Below are 19,679 nucleotides of genomic sequence, written 5' to 3'. Positions count from 1 at the left end.
AATTGAAATATTTGGAATATAATATTTAATACATCTATTATTTGCCTTCTTATATTTAAACTTTATTAAGCCCGAAAGGGGAAAAACCGACTTTTTTTAGTTCTTGCTTTATTTTTAACATTTTTTATGAGTGCAATAGTATTATTCTTTGTTAAAGTTATTTTTTTTCTGTCCATATTATATCTTGTTTTGAAGGTTGGAAAAATAGTTTACAATGCCTTAAAATCGCAATTGGGAGGCACTGTATTATCACTTATTGACGAGAAAAAATTGGCTGTAGATACAAAGGCTAGATTCGAGTCTTTAAACGAGCTTGAAGTACTAAAATTCGTGATGGATAAAACGGGCTGGAATTTAGCAGATTCTAAAGCTTTTTGCGACAAAATAAAGCTACAAACTGTTCATGTTCCAAAGGCTAAGTCTACTGAGATGCCACAAGAACCTTCTCCAACTTTGAAAAATCATATTTCAAAAGAAGAATTAGAAATCAATGTTCGTGAGAAAATAGTCGCAATTGGTAAGTTAGAAACTATAAGCTACATCATTAAAAATACGGGCTGGACTTTAAAAGAGTCGAAATCATTCTGCGATAAAATTGAAGATGAGCTGAATAAGGCAAATCTATCTAAATACCCGAAATTAAATCAGGTTCCATCTGCCAATTCGTCTAAAAGCAATTTTTTAGATGAGGCCAATCAAATAAAGTATATTATTGAAAAAACTGGCTGGAATCATGAGAAGGCAAAGGCCTATTTTGAAGATATTCAGAATTACGAAAATGATTCTCGAAAGACCTATACCACCAAATAAATATCTAATCATTCTAAAAAAATTAAATCCCTCGAAATGAATAATAGAGATTTTAGTGATATTCCTGTTGAAAAAGATACTAAATTGTTTTCAAGGAATTTAATTGAATTAAATGGTATTCCATGTGCTCATGAAAATTGGGAATGGGATGGAGTATGGGCTGAAAGTCTAATTTTTTACAAAGAAGATCTTAAAGACCTCAACGAAGATGGAATATTTGATTTTGTAACTTCTCATAAAAATATTAAAAGGAGTGACTCAACCATTAAAATCAAGGAGAAATATATTTTTATTAGCTACAATTTTGAAATAAAATAATGATTTTTCAATGAGCTAAATTTAAATAAGCCAATCTAAATTGGCTTATTTAAGCTTTTATTTTCATTTCAAATTTTTCGCAAGTATAATACCTGCTTGACAATGATTTTCTGTCTAAGCCACATTTTAACCCTTGCCCAATTCCCACCATCCATAATAGATGTTTACAATTAAAACAAACCTTTTCTTCTGGTTGAGGGTTTTCTATTTTGTTAATTTTACTCATTTGTAATTTTTAAATTATACTGTTCAATATTTTTCCTAATCCTTCAACAAATATCCCACATATACATAAAGTGCAATAAAATCAGATGCAAACTTAATTTGGTTGTGAAGACCCATTTCTAGATGCTCACTATTGTTATCGTGTGTAAACAGATTTCTATAAAACACTAAACTTCTAATGGTTTTTGAAAACTTTCTTTTTTCATGATTAATCAAGGAAGAAGGAATTGATTTTGCTTCAAAGTTATAGGCATATAGAGACTCTAACTGGAAATTTGAATGTATACAAGTTCCTAATCCGTCTAAATTCAATAATTCAGTGTCTAATTTTTTTAGATAGGTTTCAAAACCATGAGTTAGTTTTATTATACATGCCTCTCTATCAAAAAAGTCGGTACGCGAAAACCATAAATCATAAATTGATTGTAATAAAGATCTTCCCCAGCGACTGTATTCTCCATTAATTTTTAAGGCATTATAAAAGGTTGTTAAACCATCTGAAATCCATTCGTTATTTAATCCAATTTGAATAAGTTCTTTTCTAATTTGTTTATCAAATTTCGAAAATTCAAATGCTTCTCTTTCATTAACATATTTGAAATTTTCGGCAGTTGGGCGACTATCGGGAATAGGAATTTTTGTCTCAATAATAGCAGATTCCAATTCTTCAAACGGTACTGTGGTATCGATTGTCTCTTCTTCTCGTGTTTTTGCTTCTGGTAAATTCTCAATCTTTAATTGAATGTGTGGCTTACCATTTATGATTGTTTTTAAGAATAAGTCTTCACCAAAAATTTTATACAGATTCTGAATTTTAATTTCTGATGGGATATGCTCTTGAAACAATTCAACTAATTTCTTTAAAGGAACAGCTGCATTTTTTGTACCTTTTAAATAATCAATTGCTAGTGAGCGAATCACCTTTCTATAGCCTGGCTCTTGCCTTAAACTTATCTTTCCTATAGATTCTAAAAGCTCATTATCTAATAAAAGCTCGTTGTTCTCATCGATTTTGATGGCTCCGATTTGAATTAATTTATTAAGATTATAATCTATAGAAGCTCTAATCTTACCTTTGATATCTTCTTTTTTGCCCCATGAAACAATTAATTTTAGAAGTTCTTGTTTTTTGATAGTGGCTCTATTTGAAAAACCCTCAAATATTTTTTCTAAAACCCATTCGCCAAGCTCTTTATTCATTTTATTCCTCAACTTAATGCTAGGGTATTGAGAAATAAAATCTTCATGAATAAAAATTTGATTATCATCCAGTGAAATTCTACAATTTTGAGTCAAATATGCGCGTATAGAATTGTCTGGATAATTATAATTGTTTTCTATTAACACATTTTTAATGGTATCGAAATGAGTAAAACCATTATTATTTTGTAAGTATTGTTCTATGAATTGCTGCCCTGTTAAACGTTCTTCGTCAGCTTCACCATATCCCCATGTATTATTGCCAAAGGATATTATCTTTTCTTTCCCTGAGAGATAAAGTTCATTTTCTGATATCTGAGGCTGATCAAATTCCCGACACTTTTGATTATAAATGGCAAGAATTTCATCCTTTTTTAGTACTCTATTTTCATCTAATAAAATTCTACGTACTTGTAAACTTTGATTGCTTAAATTATTCCACGCTACCTGAAAATATGAAGTCATATTTTCAGTTTTCGTATCAAAATGACTTGGGTTTTGTTCAAGAATTCTCTTAGTTAGATCCTCATTAAATTGAAATTTTTTATTGATCTCCTTTTTGATTTTATTCTTCAATTGTTCCCAATCAATCCAATAATCTTCAGATTTTAAAACTTGCTCCGCTGCTCTAAAATGCTCTTCAAATAATGTAATTGCAACTTTTGAATCAGTAAGGAATATTGAATTTCCGTATTTTGAAATTTTCACATCAAAAAACTCGACTAAACGTTCAAGGTGTTGAATATTCTCAATTTTCTCCCCATTTGAAAAGTGTTCAAATAAATTTTGATTGTATAAACATTGATTTTTTAATTCAATTACTCTATCAAATAAATCGGAATGCACTTTAATCCTCTCATAACTTGAGTAGGGCTCATTAAATAATAAGCTCAATTCAGATCCCTGGGGTGTTCTTATATATTGTCTGATTCTTTCCTTTGTCATGCCTAAGAGTTCGCCAATTTCTTCAGTTTCGTGAATCTGCTGGCCCTCTAAACCGTAGTAGAGTTTCAAAATCTCGACTAATTTATCTTTGCCTCTATTTTTATAGACAATAAAAATGTCATTAATAAGCTGCTCAATAGTTGTAGAAATGGCATTTTGGTTCGAATAATTAAAGGGGAGGGTAATTTCGGCTACCTCATTTATGTAAAATTTTGTTATCTCAATTTTTGATTCCATTTCTAATATTTGCTTTTTGAAATGGAAATACTGGTTTACTTTACCTACACCGAAGCCACGAAATTTCTGGTATAAATCTTCTTCAGAATATTGTAATAAATCATATAAAGAATCATCCTCACAATAAATGGAATTTAAAAAACTAGAGGGTACAATTTTTTTTAAATGAGAAATATCTTTGATCTTTTTTAACAGATCATCGTACGCAATGGGTGTTAGTCCAAAAAGTTGAAACAATTTTGCAATTTCGTTTTCCATTTCTTTCAGCTTGTGTTTATAGGTAATTTACAAAAAATCGAAAAATAATTTGGATTATGCAAATTTTGCTATGACAACTCTTTTTTGAATTAATAATTTTTCTCATAGAAATATTTATTTTAATTTAAAATATTGCAAATGCTTTTTTAACTAAATATAATCCGGTTAAAAATCAATTGAATTCCGATCGAAAGGTTTATAGCTTTTCTTTTTTTACATGGAATTTTATGGATTCTTAAACATCAAAATTAATTATACATTGGGTTTATGATTAAAAAATACAAGCTTGTATTTGTCCAGAACTTAAAAAAATACACGGTATTTTAGTGTAAACTTTAATTATAAAATTGAAAAGCTATGAACATTCATTACAAATATTTACTAATCATATTTTTTTTAAATTTTCTTTCATTTAACACTTATGCCGATTCTCCACTTACCAGTACGCCCTTTGGTAGGGCTTTTCTTAGCGAACCTATTGTAGCGAAAGCTGCGAAATCAAATGGTAAGATAAGCAAGGAGATGTTAGGCTATTTAGCAAATGAGTCCAATCCAATTGAGATAAAACTCGCCCTAATAAATCAGCTCGGCTGGAGCATTAAAGGGCAAAATAATGGGAAGCGTTTTTTCGAGTATCTGACTAAAACAAGGAATTATAAAAGTGAAGGTGATTTATTAGAAAATTGTAATGGGGATGAAATGATTTCTTTAGCCTATTTATATGCTATGGATAATTATTTTGATACCTCTGAGGCCGAGACCTATGCCGGAATAGGAGTATTTAAGAGTCCCGGGAATTACTCTGCACATATTATAAGGGCCTTAATTTCGGCACAGCATAAACTAAATATTGGGCAGTGGTGTGAGGTATATAATTTAACAGATCGCGTAAGAAATGATCCTGAAGTTCTGTATAAAGATTTAAAGCAAGAAGCAATCGATATAATTTTTGAGTACATGGATATTTATAAGAAATACTGTAAATATTAATTTCCTTAAAGCATCCAAAATAATATCAATTTTTAAATTAGCCCTTTTGAACAAGGGCTAATTTGTTTAAAGCATTCGCTTTTAGTTTTTAAGAAAATTTTGAAGCTTTTCTTGATAGGGGATATACAGACTTTTATGTTGGAATAATTCGCTGATATTTACATTATTCTCAATAAATATTTTTTCAATTTCTTCCTGGCCAATTTCTTCTAACTCTAGTAAATTTTTGATGATGATGGTTAAGGCCCAAGAAAAATCGAAAAGTGTTTGCTTAACTTCATTGGTAGCATCATCTAATTCTTTCATTACCCATAAATTTACTTCTTGATCAATTGGCAGAAGTTCACCATCTCCTTTATAAATATGTTCCATACTCACATTACGTTTTGTAAAACCACATTCTGTTGCGCCATACATAAGGTATTTGGTTGCCATAAGTAAATCGGATGTTCCACCATCTGAAACATATTCAGTTCCGAAAACAAGCTCCTCGGCTAACTTACCTGCTAAGCCAACTTTTACATCTGCTCGAACTTTGGCTAAGCTATTCACTTCCGAAAATTTATCAATTTGCACATAGCCTCCAGTAGATGAAGCGGCGGTTTTAATTGTGATCTTTTTCGGGAATTTACCGAAGTATAACATATAGGCCAATGCATGCCCTGCTTCATGAACTGCAATAACAGATTTTAGATCTGCAGTTTGCACCCTATTTTTGGCTTTTCTGATTGGCAAGTGTAGCTCTTTGGAGAATATTTTCTCTGAATCACAAATGGCTTCAAAGGTGTCTCCATTAACTTTAAGATTAATCATACGATTTTGCTTTGGTGCCACAGATCCTAACATTTCCAAAATAACTGGCTCAAGCAAATAGCGAACAGTTGATTTCAAGGGCCTTAAACCTTGTGCGGGAATGACTCCCTCTTCATACAACATGTTATTAATCGAAGCATCGAAATTTAATTTGCAGCTAAATTCCGATTCGTACTTCTGAAGAATATTGATCAATTGTTTTTGAATATATTGCCTAAAAACATCACCGCTTAATGCAGGATATATGAGATGTATATTTCCTAATCTTGCAATTTCCTCTAAACGAAATTTTGATTTTAAAACATCTTTAATTTCATTAAAACTTACTTTTTTAGATTCTTCATGGAAATAATCCGCATGATCTTCAGACGACATCGAATAGCTCATGTCATAGGCGGCATCTAAATTTCCCAAAACAAAAATTAAAGATTTTTTGAGATTTACTTTCTTAGCGCCCGTTGAACTTAAAGATATCTCTTCTAAAAATGTTTTTATTTGGTTTCCATTAAGGGTGGATATAAATGCTCTTAAGTCGGATTTGAATTTAAATTTACCTGTGCATAAATCAGCTAAATCGGATATCTGCCCCTCAGTAAAAAAGCTTGGATCTGGTATTTTGATATTATTTTCTGTTGTTGTTCCAATAGGAAAATACGATTCTCTTCTCTCATTTCCCATAATTTGCGTGTAAACATCAGCCAATTCGACTACTTTGCCCTTTTCAATTTTTACACCTCTTTCCAGACAAATTTCTAAGCCATTTAACCAGTCATGAACTTGGGGTCTTTCATATTTTAGCGGTAAAAAATAAAAACAGCCTTCATCAAGTAGAGGCCAGATCAAACGACTGAATGGTTTATCAAGCTCAGTACTATCTTCTTTTAGCGTTTTGGCATGTTGAAATTCATCGAATATCAAAACAACACGATCATCTTTCGATTTTTCGAGATACTCCAAGCGATCAAGTACATCCTCAGCAAATGATTTATCACCAAGATTAAAAGTGATGCTTGGTATCGGCTCATTCATAAGTGCTAATTCTAAAAAGCGTTCTACTAAGGAGGTTTTTCCGACACCCGTCATGCCCCAAAGATTGATAACCAAAGGCGATTCTTGTAATTCGGCAGCTAAATACCAAGGCTTTACTGCATAAATTAATTGATCAATAATTTGGTCAATCCCAATAAATTCATTTTTTAATTGCACAGCAATTTCTATTAAACGATGATTTTTAAGATTAAACGCTTCTTTATGAGTCATTTATGGTGTATCTATTTTTTAGTTTTTTAAATATGGCCGCTCATATTAGCGACAAAAAATTGGGCAATATTAAAATATGCAAAACACAAATTGTGAATTGCATAGGTGTAAAGGTATTCGCTTTAATTTTATTAGTGGAAGATTTACAAGCTTGTAATTTGAAATTCTATAATTTTTGAACCTTTAATTTTGATCATAAAATAATTAGAAATTAAACATTATGAAAATCTTAAATCCCCTTGCCAAATTTCAAGATAACTTGCTTTTACAGATTAAACCATCTCACTGGATTAATGCCCATTTGTATCTTATAAGTATTGCAATTGCTTTTGTTTTTCCACCTTCTTTATTGTTTACAATCTATGTGTATTTGGATCTTAATTCTTGGAAGTTCAATTTCTCGGAACAGAAAATTTTAGAGAAGAAGGGTTTATTTTCTATCAAGGAAACGGAGAATCATTATTTTAGAATTAAGTCAGTAACATTAGATAAACCCTTTCTATACAGACTTGTAGGTCTCTCCATTCTTACTATCGAAACATCTGATTATGCCAAACCAAGATTGGTTTTAAATGGCATTACCAATGGAGATCAAATAAGAAATTTCTTATACGAACGTATCCAGTTTTCGAGGAAAAAAGAGGGTGTTCGTGAGATGGATATTTTTAGGTAAAGCTATCCTCACAGCATTTCAGATCAATTTTTTGCTTGTGATTTGATAAACCTAAATCTTTAAAAACATCAAAAAGAGGTAAACCTGCTTTCGGCCTTATGGGCTTTATAATCACTTGGTTTACCTCTTAAATTCAAATTGTCCCGCATTAATTTCAAATAGCACAAATGTTTTTTAGCTATTTTTTATACACTCAAATTTATTTGATTGTTATTATCTTTTAAATACAAAGCACTCTCGCCGTTTTGCAACTTCTTAACTTGTATTTGAGTGCTAATTCGTTCTTTAAGGCTTTCTACATGGCTAATGATACCAATTGTTTTCTCGTTCTCTACTTGCATGCGTTCTAACATGGTAATAGCATTATCTAAATCGTCTGGCGATAAACTACCAAAACCCTCATCGATAAACATACTATCAATTTTAACGTTATTGGAAGCTAAATCGCTTAAGCTTAGTGCCATAGCTAGGGAAATAACAAAACGCTCTCCACCCGAAACACTGTCAATTACGCGCCTTTCATCGCCCATATAGGTGTCAATTACCCAAATTTCATCTTCGTTTTTTTCAGATCCTAAGTCTATTTGGTAGCGATCCATAAGTGTTAGTAAACGCTTATTGGTCATCTTAAATAAATGCCTTAGCGTGATACGTTGAATGATGTTATTGAATTTATCCCCAGTGCTATCGCCAATTAAATTAGCCAAGGTTATGTAATACCCTTGCTCTTCCTTAGTGGCTGCCAATTGCGCAAGTAAGTTCGCTACATTTCGTTTATTAGTTTCATCATTCAACAATGCACTCGTGAATTTACTGTCCTCTTTCAAAACAAAATCTCTTCGGTCTGCTTTTAACGAAATTTCATCACTTAAATCTGGTAAAGTTATTTTCTCGTCATCTGCTTCCTCAGCCTCTTTTAATCGTTCGCGGTTTGTTTTTTGCTGGGTAGAAATTTCTACTTTCTTTGTTTCAATTTTTGAATTTTCATCTTTAATGGATTTGAATTCCTCTTCATTCAATAAAATAGATTCTAGTAAATCAATCGACTCAAAACCATTTGCTTTCGCTTTATTTGTTAGGCTTGTACTCAAAGTTTCTAGGTCTTTAATCAAACCTATTTTTTTAATCTCTTGTTCTTTTAAAGCGTTTTCGGTGCTGATGATATCTCTTCTCACATTACTCCAACTCACCATTAATTTGCTCTTGTAATCCATCATCACCTTATCGCCAAAAAGGTCGTAACGCTCTTTCATCATTTGCTTTAAACCTTGGTCTAACTTTTCGTATTCCTCCAATAGCTTAATATAGTTCGACAATGGAACTTTAGTATCGTTCCACACTTTATGCGCTTTTACATTGTTTATATTGTTTTCGGTGGCTTGCAAGAGTGTATTTAACCCCTCGAGAGATAAATCTAAAGAGATTTTATTTTTAAGACACTGTTCAGCTAACTCAGTATAATTATCAACTGATAATTTTTTCAGTTCTTCTAATCTCTTAATTAAATTATTACTATTGGTTTCTTGCTTCAATAAAGCATCTTCTAAAACTCTGATGGATTTACCCATCTGCTCTAACTCACCTTTCTTCTCGGTTAGTTTTTCTTCAATTTTATTATTTACTTTCGGTTTATCCTTTGCAAAAGGATGATTTGTTGAACCACAACAAGGACATTCAGTACCCTCTACCAATGCCGCTCTAAAATCCTCAAGCTTCATCAAATTTTGATTAGCAGTAAAAGCATTTTGTAGCAATCCTATTTCCTCATTAAGTTGAGTGGAATTCTTGCTCAATTCTTTGAGCGCAGTTTGACTGTCAGTTATGTCCTTGGTTAAATTTGCATGTGTTTTTTTTAAATCCTCTTCTTCCTTTAAAAGTTTTCCCCTTTCGGTATTCAATCGAATGGAATTTGTATAGCTTTTGCTTTGCTCCAATAATGAGTCAAGCATTTCATCATAAGATAATCCATCAAAATCAGCAGGTATGGTCAAAGCACTTAATTGATTTTCAGCGTTAATAAGGTAGTTATTCAATTCACTTACAACAGTTCTGAAATCTTTAATCCTTGCTAAACTTACTTCTGGAATAGATTTATAACATTTATTTAATAACTCTGCTTTTTCCTTAATTTTTACTTGAAATACTGTAATTTCATTGTCTAAATCAGTTATTTTTAAAATGAATTGCTCTAATTGTTCAGAAAAATTTAACTCATTAACAGCTACTTTGAGGTCTGTAGAAAGCTGCTGAATAAGTTTTTCTTTATTTGCTTTCTGTTCCGCTAATGTTTTAGTTTGCTCAATCGTTGAATTAGAATTTAATTCAATATCCTGATGGAGCATTTTCCATTTACTATAATCTACTTGAAGAGGAAGGGCCTTTTCGTGATTTTTTAGCTGAATTAATTTTGGCTGAAATGCTTCAATTTTTTCATTCAATTGGATGAGCTCGATTTCTAGCTTATCTTTCTCTTCCAACAAATTAGCGATGTTGATTTTAGTTTGTTTTAGTTTATCTAATTCTGCAAGTTGAGCTTTAAGCTGATTGGCTTCAATTTCGAGTTCATTTTTCTTTTGAAGAATTTCTGCAATTTGTTCATCACTAAGCATTTCTATATTACCCATTTGGGTTTCTATTGCCAGTACTTTTGCATTTATTTCTCTTAAGGCATCAAATACTTTTTGACCAATTTTACGATAAATCTGTGTGCCAGTAATAATTTCCAACAATTCATAACGATTGTTTTTATCCGCCTTTAAAAACTCGTCAAACTTACCTTGACTAAGCACAATAGCTTTGGTAAATTGATTTTCGTCTAATCTGATAATTTCTTTCACCTTTCGGTAGGTATCAGATTTTTTATCTGTGATTACAGTAAATACGCCAGCAATTTGTTGACTTAAAGTATGTTTTAGTTCGCCCCAGCTATCTCTATTTGTGGTAGCTATAGCCCACTCGGCCTTGTAACGATCAGCGCCAATTTCAAAAATAATATGCGCAAATGCTTCTTTGGTATGTTTAGTAACGATAACTCCTTTTTCGGAGATTGTTTTTTTATTAATGTCACCAAGGCGAGGTGCAAAACTAAAAAGTGCCAAAGTTATGGCATCCAAAATAGTTGATTTTCCAGCACCTGTAGGACCCGTAATGGCAAACAGACCTGCATTAGCCAATTCAGGTCTGCTAAAATCTATTTTAAATTCACCCTTTAAAGAATTTAAATTTTTGAAGTGTAATGAAATTATTTTCATATTATGCTTGGTTTACATCTGCATAAATGGCAGAAAATAGGGCTAATAATTTTATTTGTTCTTTCTCGTCTCTGGTGGCAATTAAATCTTTAAAAACATTATCTGGCTTTAAATCATGTAAATCAGCGGTATGAAATGAGGTCGAAAAACGTGCAGCAGGCTTGTCTTTATAGATGATGCGGGTATTAATAATTTTCATTGAACCCTGAGCAGCTAAATATTCGCGAAGCGCATCCAATTGATCAGTTACTCGGGGGTTAAATTGTTCTTCTTCAATTTTAAGGTCTAATAATACCTGCAGCTTATACTTGTTTTTTAGTTTTTTAACGGCATCGCTTACTTCCTGCATCGTACCATTGATCTGATAAAGTGAGCGTTGTTTAGGTATCCGAATTTCTGATTCTTTAATTTGATTATTCTCAATTTCTAAAAGCAGCACTTTATGGGTATAGGTATTTTCTGTAAATCCCAAGGAAATTGGACTACTTGCATATTGAATTTTACCTTGAATAACAGTTTGTCCGGTATGTATATGCCCCAAAGCCAAATAGTCGAACTGATCTAAATCTTTTGAAATTATTCCCTCCTGATTACCAATTTGAATATCTCTTTCTGCTTCACTTACTTGTGTTCCTTGTGCATGTAAATGAGCCATGGCAATTTTAGGAATGTTTGGATATTTCTCTTTCATGGCAGCGCCAATCTCTGCAAATAGGGTTTTCATGCCTTGTTTTATTTTTTCGGCAATTTCTTTGGCACCTTCTCCTTCACCAACTTGCCTAACCATACGGTCTTGTAAAAATGGTATGGCGGCAACTACGGCAACTTCCTTGCCGCTCGAATCTGTTAAGGGAACAAAAATTTGTTCAACATTCTCTATGCCTGGGAAAATACCAAACACATGCACATCAAATACACTAAGCAGGTCTTTGGGAACGTCTATAAATGAAGGACTATCATGGTTTCCAGCAATAATGATTGCCTTGCATTGAAGTGCGCTCAATTTCTTTAAAAAAGAATAGTAAATTCTTGAGGCTTCATTTGAAGGGTTATTATTATCGAAAATATCACCCGCAACCAATAAATAATTAATATTTTCTGCCTTAATTTTTTCCAATAACCAATCAAAAAATAAGCTAATATCTTCACTTAAATCCTCATTATGTAATTTCTTACCAATGTGCCAGTCTGCAGTTACAAGTATTTTCATTTATATTTTGATTAAGGATAATTGTATTCTCAAAAATTTAAGGATACTAGGTTTCTAATCTCAGTTAAGCTTCTTAAAAATAAGTCGCCATTTTTCAATGGCGACTTATAACACACACAAACCACAAATATTAATCACGGTTCAAAGGTAAGAAGGTAAAATTTAGTATTATTTTTTTGGCAAGCTTGTTTTTTTAAACCTTAGGATTGTCATAAAGGCCCTCTATATATTTTCTGTCTACCGCTATTTTTTTGCTTACCCCGCGTCCACTTTCAATGATGTATAATTTTGCCAAATCTGGGCCTAAGGTTTCTACTATAATACTATTGGTTTTTGAGATTAATTGTTCCCATTTTTTATTATTTCTAGTGTCGCAAAGTTCCTCAATAGTTTTCCTTCTATTGCTGTATTCTATTCCATCTATTGGATAAAGTTCGAATGAAAACGTTTTGTTATAAATTTCAAATAAGAGGCCTATATTTTCTTCATCTGCTCTTCTAACTGGTTCAAAACCTTCCTGAGGATTACTATGTTGAAGTAAGAAAATATAAACGGTTCTCGATAAAGTAGATAATTTAATTTTTTTATCACTTAATTCAGGAAAATACATATTTCTTTTACCTCCCCTAATGCTAAGTTTAATTGGTCGAGGTTGAATAAGTTCATTGTATTTTTTAAATAAAATTTCGGTTCTTACCCCTTGGAAAATACGAAGGGTCTGACTGATTAAATTCGGATCCAATTTATTTTCAGCCATACTTTTTAAGGCTTCTTCACTTATATCTGCCGTAAGGATTTTTAACTTAACATCTTTCTTGAAGCTACATAAATCCATCATACAGCCCTTAGGCATCATATTAAGCATTGCTTTTGCCTCGCTTTCTGAACTAAACCAATTTCTAATTAAAACTGTTGCTGCCACATGATAAGCCACGGGATAAGACTCATCGCTACCCGGAAAAAACCTGTCCCACTCCGATGTTTGAACCATCATGTTTAAGCCCGTTTCAAAATCAATTCCATTGAAAAATCTATTTGGATTGGGTATATCCGTTAAGAGCATGACCATTTCCTCATCACCAATGTCTTCCTGCTTTCTAAATTCATTACACTTTTCAAAAAACCATGTCAATTCTTTAGGTTCTAAGGTGCTGCTAGGATCAGTATTCTTTTCATTTTCTAAAAGGGGAAGTTCTTCTTCCTTTTCGGATTTTTCTGGAAAAAATTTAAGAACTCCCTTGAAGCTATTTAATAAATCACGAACTTCTCTGAACTTAGTTAAGCTATATTCTGGCGAACGTACTAACCAAACATTAGGCATATTTTTAATTTTAACGTTTATAAAAGATTTGTTTTTTGCGTAGATAAATATAAAAATAGCAAAAAATGCCAATTAAAATTATTGTGCCTGAGTTGATTTTTTTAAAGTTTTGAGAATAATATCATTGAGCTCTTCAAATGCCGATTTCAGTTCTGATCTTTCAAAATTATGATAGTTGAACTGAGGTATTTTTAATATTTTATTGATTTCATTTACGTCTAAATCAGCTCCCAAAAATATAAATTCCCAATTGCCTTCTTGCTGTAATTTCATTATAGTTTCTCTTACATCTTGAGCATCATATAATTTAGAGGCATTTTCATGCCCATCAGTTAAAACGACAAACACGATAGTGGTATCAATTGCTGATTGGGCCTTTAACAACTCATTTTCAACAAAGTCAATATTGGTTATAATGGCATCATAAAGTGCTGTTCGGCTATCAGGTTTTATTGTTTTCAATATAGCTGGTGATTGCACAATCATGTCTAGAAAAATATTGTCTAAATTGAATACACCAATTCCTGTTTTCAACTCGATGGTGTAGAGCGCTTCGACTTTTCTAGTAGTTTTATAGTGGGCATTTAACTGTTTGACTAAGGCCTCCCAATATCTGGACATGCTCTTACTGGCGTCTATCAGCAAATGGTAATAAATTGTTTTCATTTTCTAAATTCTATTTTCTAAATAATAAACCTCTCTCCGCCATCTCCCTGAAGCAGCTAAGCTCATGTTTATCAGCAGTTTCTCTCGCATATATTTCGAGGGGATGTTTATCATAACCAATTTCATTGAGAACTTTATTGTAATTTTTCTGGTCGTTTACATTCCTTATTCTTAAAAAATGATCGTATTCATGAATTACAGTATTTGTTAATTGTAATAAGTCATCATGTGCCTTTATATAGATTATAATTTCTTTTCTGGCCGAACAATAAAGACCCAAAAATTTGTCCTGCTTCACATATCGGACAACAATTCCGGGTATTTTATTATTCCCTTTTGGAACGCCCAAATTCTGAACGCACCAATAAACAACCGCCCTGATATAGGCTGTCTTATTTGTCTTTAATAAGAACTGCGACCTCCAAGCTTTGTATTGCTTGTCGCTCGGACTTTTATCATCCTTATCTTTTTTAAAAATCCAGATAAGGAAGATAGTCCCCATGTAAATAGACCAGTAGGTCCAGAATGTCTCATCACTTATTGACATAAATAATTGTTAATGAAAGGTTTATAGATAAAAATTACTTATCGAGCAAATAATCTTTCAACATTATATGCTGCTATGGGATTAGTTTTCGCTAATTGACCATATCTAACTTTTAATTCATGAAGGATTGAAAATTTATTTAGATGTATGAATTCAGCCATAATTTCACTAAAGCGGGTATTTGATTCATCCACCAGCTCTTGACTTACCACACCTAATCCGCAATAGGCTGCTTCTCCCACCTCACTAATAAACATTCCAGAATAGAGTCCTGATAAGTCATGCTCCAAAACAAAGCGGTCGGCATTACACCAGATATAAACATTTTCAGAATGCTTGCTTAGCTCCCAAGCATGGTAAATATTGACTATCTGTTCGAGTCTACCAGTCTCGGGACAAGGACAAAGTAATCCGATAGAGGTACCATGCCCCAGCATGATAATTCTAGAATGACTTTCCATTTCCTTATTCAATCGTTCAGAATTTAACTCATCACGAATTAATTTCTTATTTGGAATAGAGGTGTAAATGGGATCCAGGAATTTAGTGGTTAGGTCTTCTGGATGAATAATAAGAGTTGTAGATAGCTGTAAATTGTCCATTTTGTTTCTGATTTTTTTGTAAAAATAAAACTCTTCAAAATGTGATTTTTCAATTTACAAGCTTGTAAATTCCTGAATGGTAATTCTTATCTCTCTAATTTTGAGCATTGTAAAACAGATAAAAATCTTAACCTTTAAATTATATTATGAATACAGAATTTCTTTACCTAGTTGCAGAGCAACTTTATTTAAACGCTAGTGGACATGCAATGTCTAACAGAAATTGGATTGCGGCCATTTATAAATCTTTATTAGTTGCCAATAGGGGTGATGATGAAGAAATTTTGTGGACCAAGTACAATGAATGGAAGATTGATCATAATTGTAGAGCGGCACGTAGTGTCGCGAAAAAGAATAAGTCTAGACTTATATCTTGTGATTTGGTAAAAACAGATTCAAATGATTATAAATTATTGGTTCAAATTGAGAAAGGAATTGATATTATTTCGAAGACTGTTATTTACAGACAGGATGCCTTCCCCGAAGGATTATGGAAAGTAAAAAATCCTAAAAATGATACTGTTTTATCTAATCAATTTGAGAAAGATCAATTGTTTTTGGCGAGTTTAGGAGATGGTTTTAATTCAAAGAATGATCTTGATTTTAAAAATTCTCCTAAACCTGGAAAATTAGATATTTCATTGTATGCCGATTTAGAATAAAATGATGTTTCTAAATGGTTCCAATATTTAAAAAATCCTCATTCAAAAAATGAGGATTTTTTTATGAAAAAATTTCTCTAAAATGGAGCAATATTTCTTTAATCATTAGAAACTATTCAGCACTAAAATTCATTCCAAAAAACGGGAAAATACTTCCTTTTGGTTTAGATTTTAATCCCGGACCAGGTTGATATGGACTACGTGCTTTTGTTTGTTTATTTATTACAGTTTTCTCCTGCACAAGCTTATGCTCAATGGCTACTCGATCCTTGATTTGCAAAAGGTAAATGCGTCCATCAGGAAATGAAACTTTTGCTTCGCCTTCTAAATATCCATTCTCAAAAATCCCTTCCGCAATTACTCCCTCGGCATTTGTTAATTTTCCTTTCCCGTGAAATTTACCGTTGAAGGCTTGTCCCTCGTAATGATCTAATTTTTCCATTAGTTTGATTGATTTTTTGTAAAAATAAGTCGGTTTGGGTTAATTAATCCATTAAATGTGATGAAAAAGGTTTGAGTTTTGAATTTCACTGGGTAAGTGCTAATCTTGAAGACTGAGTTTTGAATTTTTCATTCAATATCATTATCTAAATCGTACCCCTGCGAGCTTTGGTTTATCACACCTAAACGAAAAAATTAATCCCTCACCGACCAATATCTTAAATCTGAGTTTTATGGTTATAAAGTTCTATCTCATTTTGAATCTCATCAATTTCATTTTCCAAGTCTTTAATTATTTTATCTCGTTCTAATAAAGATATACTTGAAACCTCCACGCTTATGTTTGAATAACTTTCTGTTATTTTTTCACCCTCAATACAACTCAAAGCTTTTAAGCTTTCTACGGTATCTTTACGTTCTGAGAGTCTGAAAATCATTTCCTGGATGCCTTGATTGGCTCTGTGGATTTTAGATTTCAAAAGGATTAACTCCTCTTTAAGATTTAACCAAATCTGGTAAGTTTCTTTTGCCTCATAAGGCACTGTAGAACCTACCGTGTAAATGTTCCACTTATAGAGTCGACTACTTTCTCTTTGAATGTCTCTAATAATTCTAGATTTCTGTTTTAACGCCTGACTAATATTCATCTTTCCTATTTTTTTAATTATTACCTTTTTAAATTGTTCAGCAAAGGTATTCAGCTTTTTTTGGAGGATGCTCAGTTTACAAGCTTGTTTTTTTTTAAAAAAAAAGGGCTTTTTGGGGTTCTAGCCAGAAAAGTTATTCATTAAAATTTTAATGAATAGAAATTGAGAGCAATTTTTATCGAGTAAAATAGATTTTCTTTATAGGGATATAGATAAAATTGATAATTATGCTTATGAATATAGATTTTTTATATCATAAATTTTATTACTCACAATAACTCTTTTATTAAAGTCATTCTCCATAAATACGTCACCTGTAACTTACGTTAATCCACAACCTGTCACATATTTAATCATAAGCAGAGCCAGAAATCACCCAATCAATAATCGCTTTCTGGCCCTGTTTTTTTATTTTTTCGGACAATATTAATAATAATGCGGTCCTTCCAAAATCGTCAATTTCATTTTTTTCATATCCAAGCAGATCTTAAATTTCGCGAAGAAATCATATCCTAAAATTCCATTATCACCCTTGATTAAGGATAAAAATGATACTAACTGACTAGGTAGATTACCATAAAAAACTTCAATATAGTGTTCACCAACTCTACTGGAGATTAAAAATTTAGTAGTTGTAAATTTCCCAATAGTAGGGTGGAAGTCTTCTGTTTGACCGAAATTTTTATGGTCTTGCGTATGATCACTTTTGATATATGATAAATGAGCACCTGAATCTAAAAACATAGGAATGTATTTATCTATAGGTAAAACATCAATTACCGGAATGCCCAAATGTTCTGTCATTGGAATTTCCTCTCCCTGTACATCCTCTTCATCGGCTGTAAGTAAACTAATTTCCAAGTTTTTATAATCGAAAATGATTTTGTAATCTTTTATTATATCCATACCCAAAAGCGTGGTAATGGGTGTGCCCATATTGCCACTAATGGTTTGCATATTAATAGGTCCATAAGTAGTGATTACATCAAAACTTTTACCTAAAAAAAATAATTCTGTAGAAGTATGGATAGTTTTTGGCGCACCCGTATCCAATAAGATAATGTTTCCCTTATCGCGAAAAACTGGCGCGCCTTCAATTAATTCAATAGAAAATTTTGTAATTGCCATGATAGATTTTTTGTATTAAATATAGGATAATTATTAAAAAATGATTATATTATAGCTAGGCTAAAGCAATTGTTCATAGAAATCATGGCATTTTGCCTGGTAATTTTGATATTCTTTTCCAGTCTTAATGTGATAATTTAATTCCAATTTCTTTAATACCGACGTTTCATCTTCAAGATGATTAATGGAATTAAGTTCATGTTCCAAATCCGAAATGGAGACTTTTTGTGAAGCTTTATTTTTTTCTTCTTCTGTTAGATAATCTTCCCATGAATTTACCTGCTCAAATGCAGCAAATAAAACATTTTTATTCATGAATGATCGTCCCTTTAAATCAGGTTTATATAATCCATTTACAAATTCTGGAAAGCTTAATTCAAGTCCGGCGATAATTAAATGGTTAATCTCATCATTGTTTAAATACTCAATTTTCATTGCTTTTTCTAGCAGATCTAGAAGCCTTGAATCATTGCTTTCGCTGGTTTTTACTTTGATTGCCTGAAGCACCATCATGGGACCTAAATTATATGGATCATTTTGATGACTCTCCATCTTGTTTGATATGTTCTTCCAATTCTCTGGATTTTGTTCATCAAAATTTGTTATCAATCTCCAATTCTTGTCAAATTTTGATGCGGCTTTGATAAACGATTTTTCGGCTAAATGACCTCTTAAAAAAGTTGAAAAACAGGCTAGACCTTCGGTTTGGTATTTCAATAAATAATGTAAAAGATGTTCTTTAGGAGTCCTCGCACTAAGTCCTTTCGGACTGTATTTCCATAGGTTTTGATCCATTCCGTGAATTAATTCATGATCAAAATTTAATTCATAATAGGGGTCATTAAATGAGTTTGCATAAAAATGCTTCTCCAGAAATGATCTTAACATTCGTGGTCCTACGCCAATTCCGATACTATTTCTTCCTGTAGTTTCAAAGTCGCCTGAATTCATACAGAATGCGTCGGTATTTTCCATCCCATTTAAATCCACACTCACAGAAATATGATGGATAGGAAATTTTTCCAAAACTGTTTCCAAACGGCTTAATGCATTCTTGAGATTTAAGTTGATTACTTCATCCACTTTATCATGAAAATCGGCTTCAATGCCATATTCTTCATCATAATCACCTGGGAAACAATCGATATCATCGTACCAATCATCTTCATTCATGAAGTCCCAAGATGTTGTAATTTTCTCTCTTACTGTGGTGTTTGTCATTAAAGTTTCTGTGTTCATGTTCTAGCTTTTGATGTTGCAAAGGTGTTAGAACTAATTGTAAACAGATTCTATTTTACAAGCTTGTATTTTGAAATTATTTTTGATTTTATGAAATCATGGGGTATTTTGTTGAGTAGAATGATGTCATCTATTTAATTTACAATTAGCTATAAATAAAAAATTGAGGCCGTAAAAACGGCGCTCAATTTTCAAACACAATTATTAATCACAAAATCAAACAAGAATGGAATTTC

General features: G+C 32.0%; 18 protein-coding genes. 5 read left to right on the top strand and 13 right to left on the bottom strand.

Annotation, left to right across the window (positions count from 1 at the left end; genetic code table 11):
- Window positions 1-126: 126 nt before the first annotated feature.
- The gene (locus tag QZ136_RS03720) at window positions 127-810 is read left to right on the top strand and encodes a hypothetical protein (protein WP_291400463.1); all 684 of its coding nucleotides are present in this window, start codon (window positions 127-129) and stop codon (window positions 808-810) included.
- Window positions 811-846: 36 nt separating this feature from the next.
- Window positions 847-1,128, top strand: a complete 282-nt coding sequence (locus QZ136_RS03715) for a hypothetical protein (RefSeq protein WP_291400461.1) — start codon at window positions 847-849, stop codon at window positions 1,126-1,128.
- A gap of 49 nt (window positions 1,129-1,177) precedes the next feature.
- Here the strand turns inward: QZ136_RS03715 and QZ136_RS03710 are convergent, their stop codons facing one another.
- Window positions 1,178-1,354: a hypothetical protein gene (locus tag QZ136_RS03710; protein WP_291400459.1), complete on the bottom strand. Its 177-nt coding sequence runs from the start codon at window positions 1,352-1,354 to the stop codon at window positions 1,178-1,180.
- A 35-nt stretch (window positions 1,355-1,389) separates the two neighbouring features.
- A complete protein-coding gene (locus QZ136_RS03705; RefSeq protein WP_291400457.1) occupies window positions 1,390-3,993 on the bottom strand; it encodes a hypothetical protein in 2,604 nt (867 codons plus the stop codon).
- A gap of 357 nt (window positions 3,994-4,350) precedes the next feature.
- Between QZ136_RS03705 and QZ136_RS03700 the strand changes: the two genes are divergently transcribed.
- Window positions 4,351-4,983, top strand: a complete 633-nt coding sequence (locus QZ136_RS03700; RefSeq protein ID WP_291400455.1) for a hypothetical protein — start codon at window positions 4,351-4,353, stop codon at window positions 4,981-4,983.
- Between the two features lie 81 nt (window positions 4,984-5,064).
- Here the strand turns inward: QZ136_RS03700 and QZ136_RS03695 are convergent, their stop codons facing one another.
- Complete coding sequence (locus tag QZ136_RS03695) at window positions 5,065-7,056, bottom strand: hypothetical protein (RefSeq protein ID WP_291400453.1); 1,992 nt, start codon at window positions 7,054-7,056, stop codon at window positions 5,065-5,067.
- 220 nt (window positions 7,057-7,276) lie between these two features.
- On the opposite strand from QZ136_RS03695, the gene QZ136_RS03690 reads away from it, so the two are divergent.
- Window positions 7,277-7,729: a PH domain-containing protein gene (locus tag QZ136_RS03690; RefSeq protein ID WP_291400451.1), complete on the top strand. Its 453-nt coding sequence runs from the start codon at window positions 7,277-7,279 to the stop codon at window positions 7,727-7,729.
- 185 nt (window positions 7,730-7,914) lie between these two features.
- On the opposite strand, the gene QZ136_RS03685 is transcribed toward QZ136_RS03690, so the two are convergent.
- The 6 genes from QZ136_RS03685 to QZ136_RS03660 all read right to left on the bottom strand — a co-directional run bounded on the left by QZ136_RS03685 (window position 7,915) and on the right by QZ136_RS03660 (window position 15,326).
- Window positions 7,915-10,980: an AAA family ATPase gene (locus QZ136_RS03685; RefSeq protein WP_291400450.1), complete on the bottom strand. Its 3,066-nt coding sequence runs from the start codon at window positions 10,978-10,980 to the stop codon at window positions 7,915-7,917.
- A 1-nt stretch (window position 10,981) separates the two neighbouring features.
- Window positions 10,982-12,190, bottom strand: coding sequence for an exonuclease subunit SbcD (gene sbcD / locus QZ136_RS03680; RefSeq protein WP_291400448.1), 1,209 nt, complete (start codon window positions 12,188-12,190; stop codon window positions 10,982-10,984).
- Window positions 12,191-12,383: 193 nt separating this feature from the next.
- Window positions 12,384-13,511, bottom strand: coding sequence for a hypothetical protein (locus QZ136_RS03675; protein ID WP_291400446.1), 1,128 nt, complete (start codon window positions 13,509-13,511; stop codon window positions 12,384-12,386).
- 78 nt (window positions 13,512-13,589) lie between these two features.
- On the bottom strand, window positions 13,590-14,177 hold the full coding sequence (locus tag QZ136_RS03670; RefSeq protein WP_291400444.1) for a vWA domain-containing protein: 588 nt from the start codon (window positions 14,175-14,177) through the stop codon (window positions 13,590-13,592).
- A gap of 10 nt (window positions 14,178-14,187) precedes the next feature.
- Window positions 14,188-14,724 (bottom strand): hypothetical protein, encoded by a 537-nt coding sequence (locus QZ136_RS03665; protein WP_291400442.1) that lies wholly within the window; start codon window positions 14,722-14,724, stop codon window positions 14,188-14,190.
- A 38-nt stretch (window positions 14,725-14,762) separates the two neighbouring features.
- Complete coding sequence (locus QZ136_RS03660; protein WP_291400440.1) at window positions 14,763-15,326, bottom strand: hypothetical protein; 564 nt, start codon at window positions 15,324-15,326, stop codon at window positions 14,763-14,765.
- A 146-nt stretch (window positions 15,327-15,472) separates the two neighbouring features.
- Between QZ136_RS03660 and QZ136_RS03655 the strand changes: the two genes are divergently transcribed.
- Window positions 15,473-15,988 carry a hypothetical protein gene (locus QZ136_RS03655; protein ID WP_291400437.1) on the top strand — a complete coding sequence of 172 codons (516 nt, stop codon included), beginning with the start codon at window positions 15,473-15,475 and terminating at the stop codon, window positions 15,986-15,988.
- 112 nt (window positions 15,989-16,100) lie between these two features.
- Here the strand turns inward: QZ136_RS03655 and QZ136_RS03650 are convergent, their stop codons facing one another.
- The 4 genes from QZ136_RS03650 to QZ136_RS03635 all read right to left on the bottom strand — a co-directional run bounded on the left by QZ136_RS03650 (window position 16,101) and on the right by QZ136_RS03635 (window position 19,443).
- Window positions 16,101-16,430, bottom strand: a complete 330-nt coding sequence (locus QZ136_RS03650) for a hypothetical protein (RefSeq protein ID WP_291400435.1) — start codon at window positions 16,428-16,430, stop codon at window positions 16,101-16,103.
- Window positions 16,431-16,647: 217 nt separating this feature from the next.
- Window positions 16,648-17,076, bottom strand: a complete 429-nt coding sequence (locus tag QZ136_RS03645) for a hypothetical protein (RefSeq protein WP_291400432.1) — start codon at window positions 17,074-17,076, stop codon at window positions 16,648-16,650.
- Between the two features lie 426 nt (window positions 17,077-17,502).
- The gene (locus QZ136_RS03640; protein ID WP_291400430.1) at window positions 17,503-18,204 is read right to left on the bottom strand and encodes a hypothetical protein; all 702 of its coding nucleotides are present in this window, start codon (window positions 18,202-18,204) and stop codon (window positions 17,503-17,505) included.
- A 60-nt stretch (window positions 18,205-18,264) separates the two neighbouring features.
- Entirely contained in the window at window positions 18,265-19,443 is a 1,179-nt protein-coding gene (locus tag QZ136_RS03635) for a hypothetical protein (protein WP_291400428.1), read from the bottom strand.
- Between the last annotated feature and the right edge of the window lie 236 nt (window positions 19,444-19,679).

Origin of the sequence: Daejeonella sp. (genome assembly GCF_017495225.1) — a bacterium.
Classification (GTDB): domain Bacteria; phylum Bacteroidota; class Bacteroidia; order Sphingobacteriales; family Sphingobacteriaceae; genus Daejeonella.
Note: the sequence above shows the minus strand (reverse complement) of the source record. Positions and strands in the feature narration are given on the sequence as shown.

Bases quoted from the DNA above. Each gene is read 5' to 3' on its own strand.
- QZ136_RS03700 (WP_291400455.1), top strand. From the start codon at position 4,351: ATGAACATTCATTACAAATATTTACTAATCATATTTTTTTTAAATTTT.
- sbcD (WP_291400448.1), bottom strand. From the start codon at position 12,190: ATGAAAATACTTGTAACTGCAGACTGGCACATTGGTAAGAAATTACAT.
- QZ136_RS03650 (WP_291400435.1), bottom strand. From the start codon at position 16,430: ATGGAAAAATTAGATCATTACGAGGGACAAGCCTTCAACGGTAAATTT.
- QZ136_RS03690 (WP_291400451.1), top strand. From the start codon at position 7,277: ATGAAAATCTTAAATCCCCTTGCCAAATTTCAAGATAACTTGCTTTTA.
- QZ136_RS03660 (WP_291400440.1), bottom strand. From the start codon at position 15,326: ATGGACAATTTACAGCTATCTACAACTCTTATTATTCATCCAGAAGAC.
- QZ136_RS03635 (WP_291400428.1), bottom strand. From the start codon at position 19,443: ATGAACACAGAAACTTTAATGACAAACACCACAGTAAGAGAGAAAATT.
- QZ136_RS03710 (WP_291400459.1), bottom strand. From the start codon at position 1,354: ATGAGTAAAATTAACAAAATAGAAAACCCTCAACCAGAAGAAAAGGTT.
- QZ136_RS03645 (WP_291400432.1), bottom strand. From the start codon at position 17,076: ATGAATATTAGTCAGGCGTTAAAACAGAAATCTAGAATTATTAGAGAC.
- QZ136_RS03675 (WP_291400446.1), bottom strand. From the start codon at position 13,511: ATGCCTAATGTTTGGTTAGTACGTTCGCCAGAATATAGCTTAACTAAG.
- QZ136_RS03640 (WP_291400430.1), bottom strand. From the start codon at position 18,204: ATGGCAATTACAAAATTTTCTATTGAATTAATTGAAGGCGCGCCAGTT.
- QZ136_RS03670 (WP_291400444.1), bottom strand. From the start codon at position 14,177: ATGAAAACAATTTATTACCATTTGCTGATAGACGCCAGTAAGAGCATG.
- QZ136_RS03655 (WP_291400437.1), top strand. From the start codon at position 15,473: ATGAATACAGAATTTCTTTACCTAGTTGCAGAGCAACTTTATTTAAAC.
- QZ136_RS03685 (WP_291400450.1), bottom strand. From the start codon at position 10,980: ATGAAAATAATTTCATTACACTTCAAAAATTTAAATTCTTTAAAGGGT.
- QZ136_RS03715 (WP_291400461.1), top strand. From the start codon at position 847: ATGAATAATAGAGATTTTAGTGATATTCCTGTTGAAAAAGATACTAAA.
- QZ136_RS03665 (WP_291400442.1), bottom strand. From the start codon at position 14,724: ATGTCAATAAGTGATGAGACATTCTGGACCTACTGGTCTATTTACATG.
- QZ136_RS03695 (WP_291400453.1), bottom strand. From the start codon at position 7,056: ATGACTCATAAAGAAGCGTTTAATCTTAAAAATCATCGTTTAATAGAA.
- QZ136_RS03705 (WP_291400457.1), bottom strand. From the start codon at position 3,993: ATGGAAAACGAAATTGCAAAATTGTTTCAACTTTTTGGACTAACACCC.
- QZ136_RS03720 (WP_291400463.1), top strand. From the start codon at position 127: ATGAGTGCAATAGTATTATTCTTTGTTAAAGTTATTTTTTTTCTGTCC.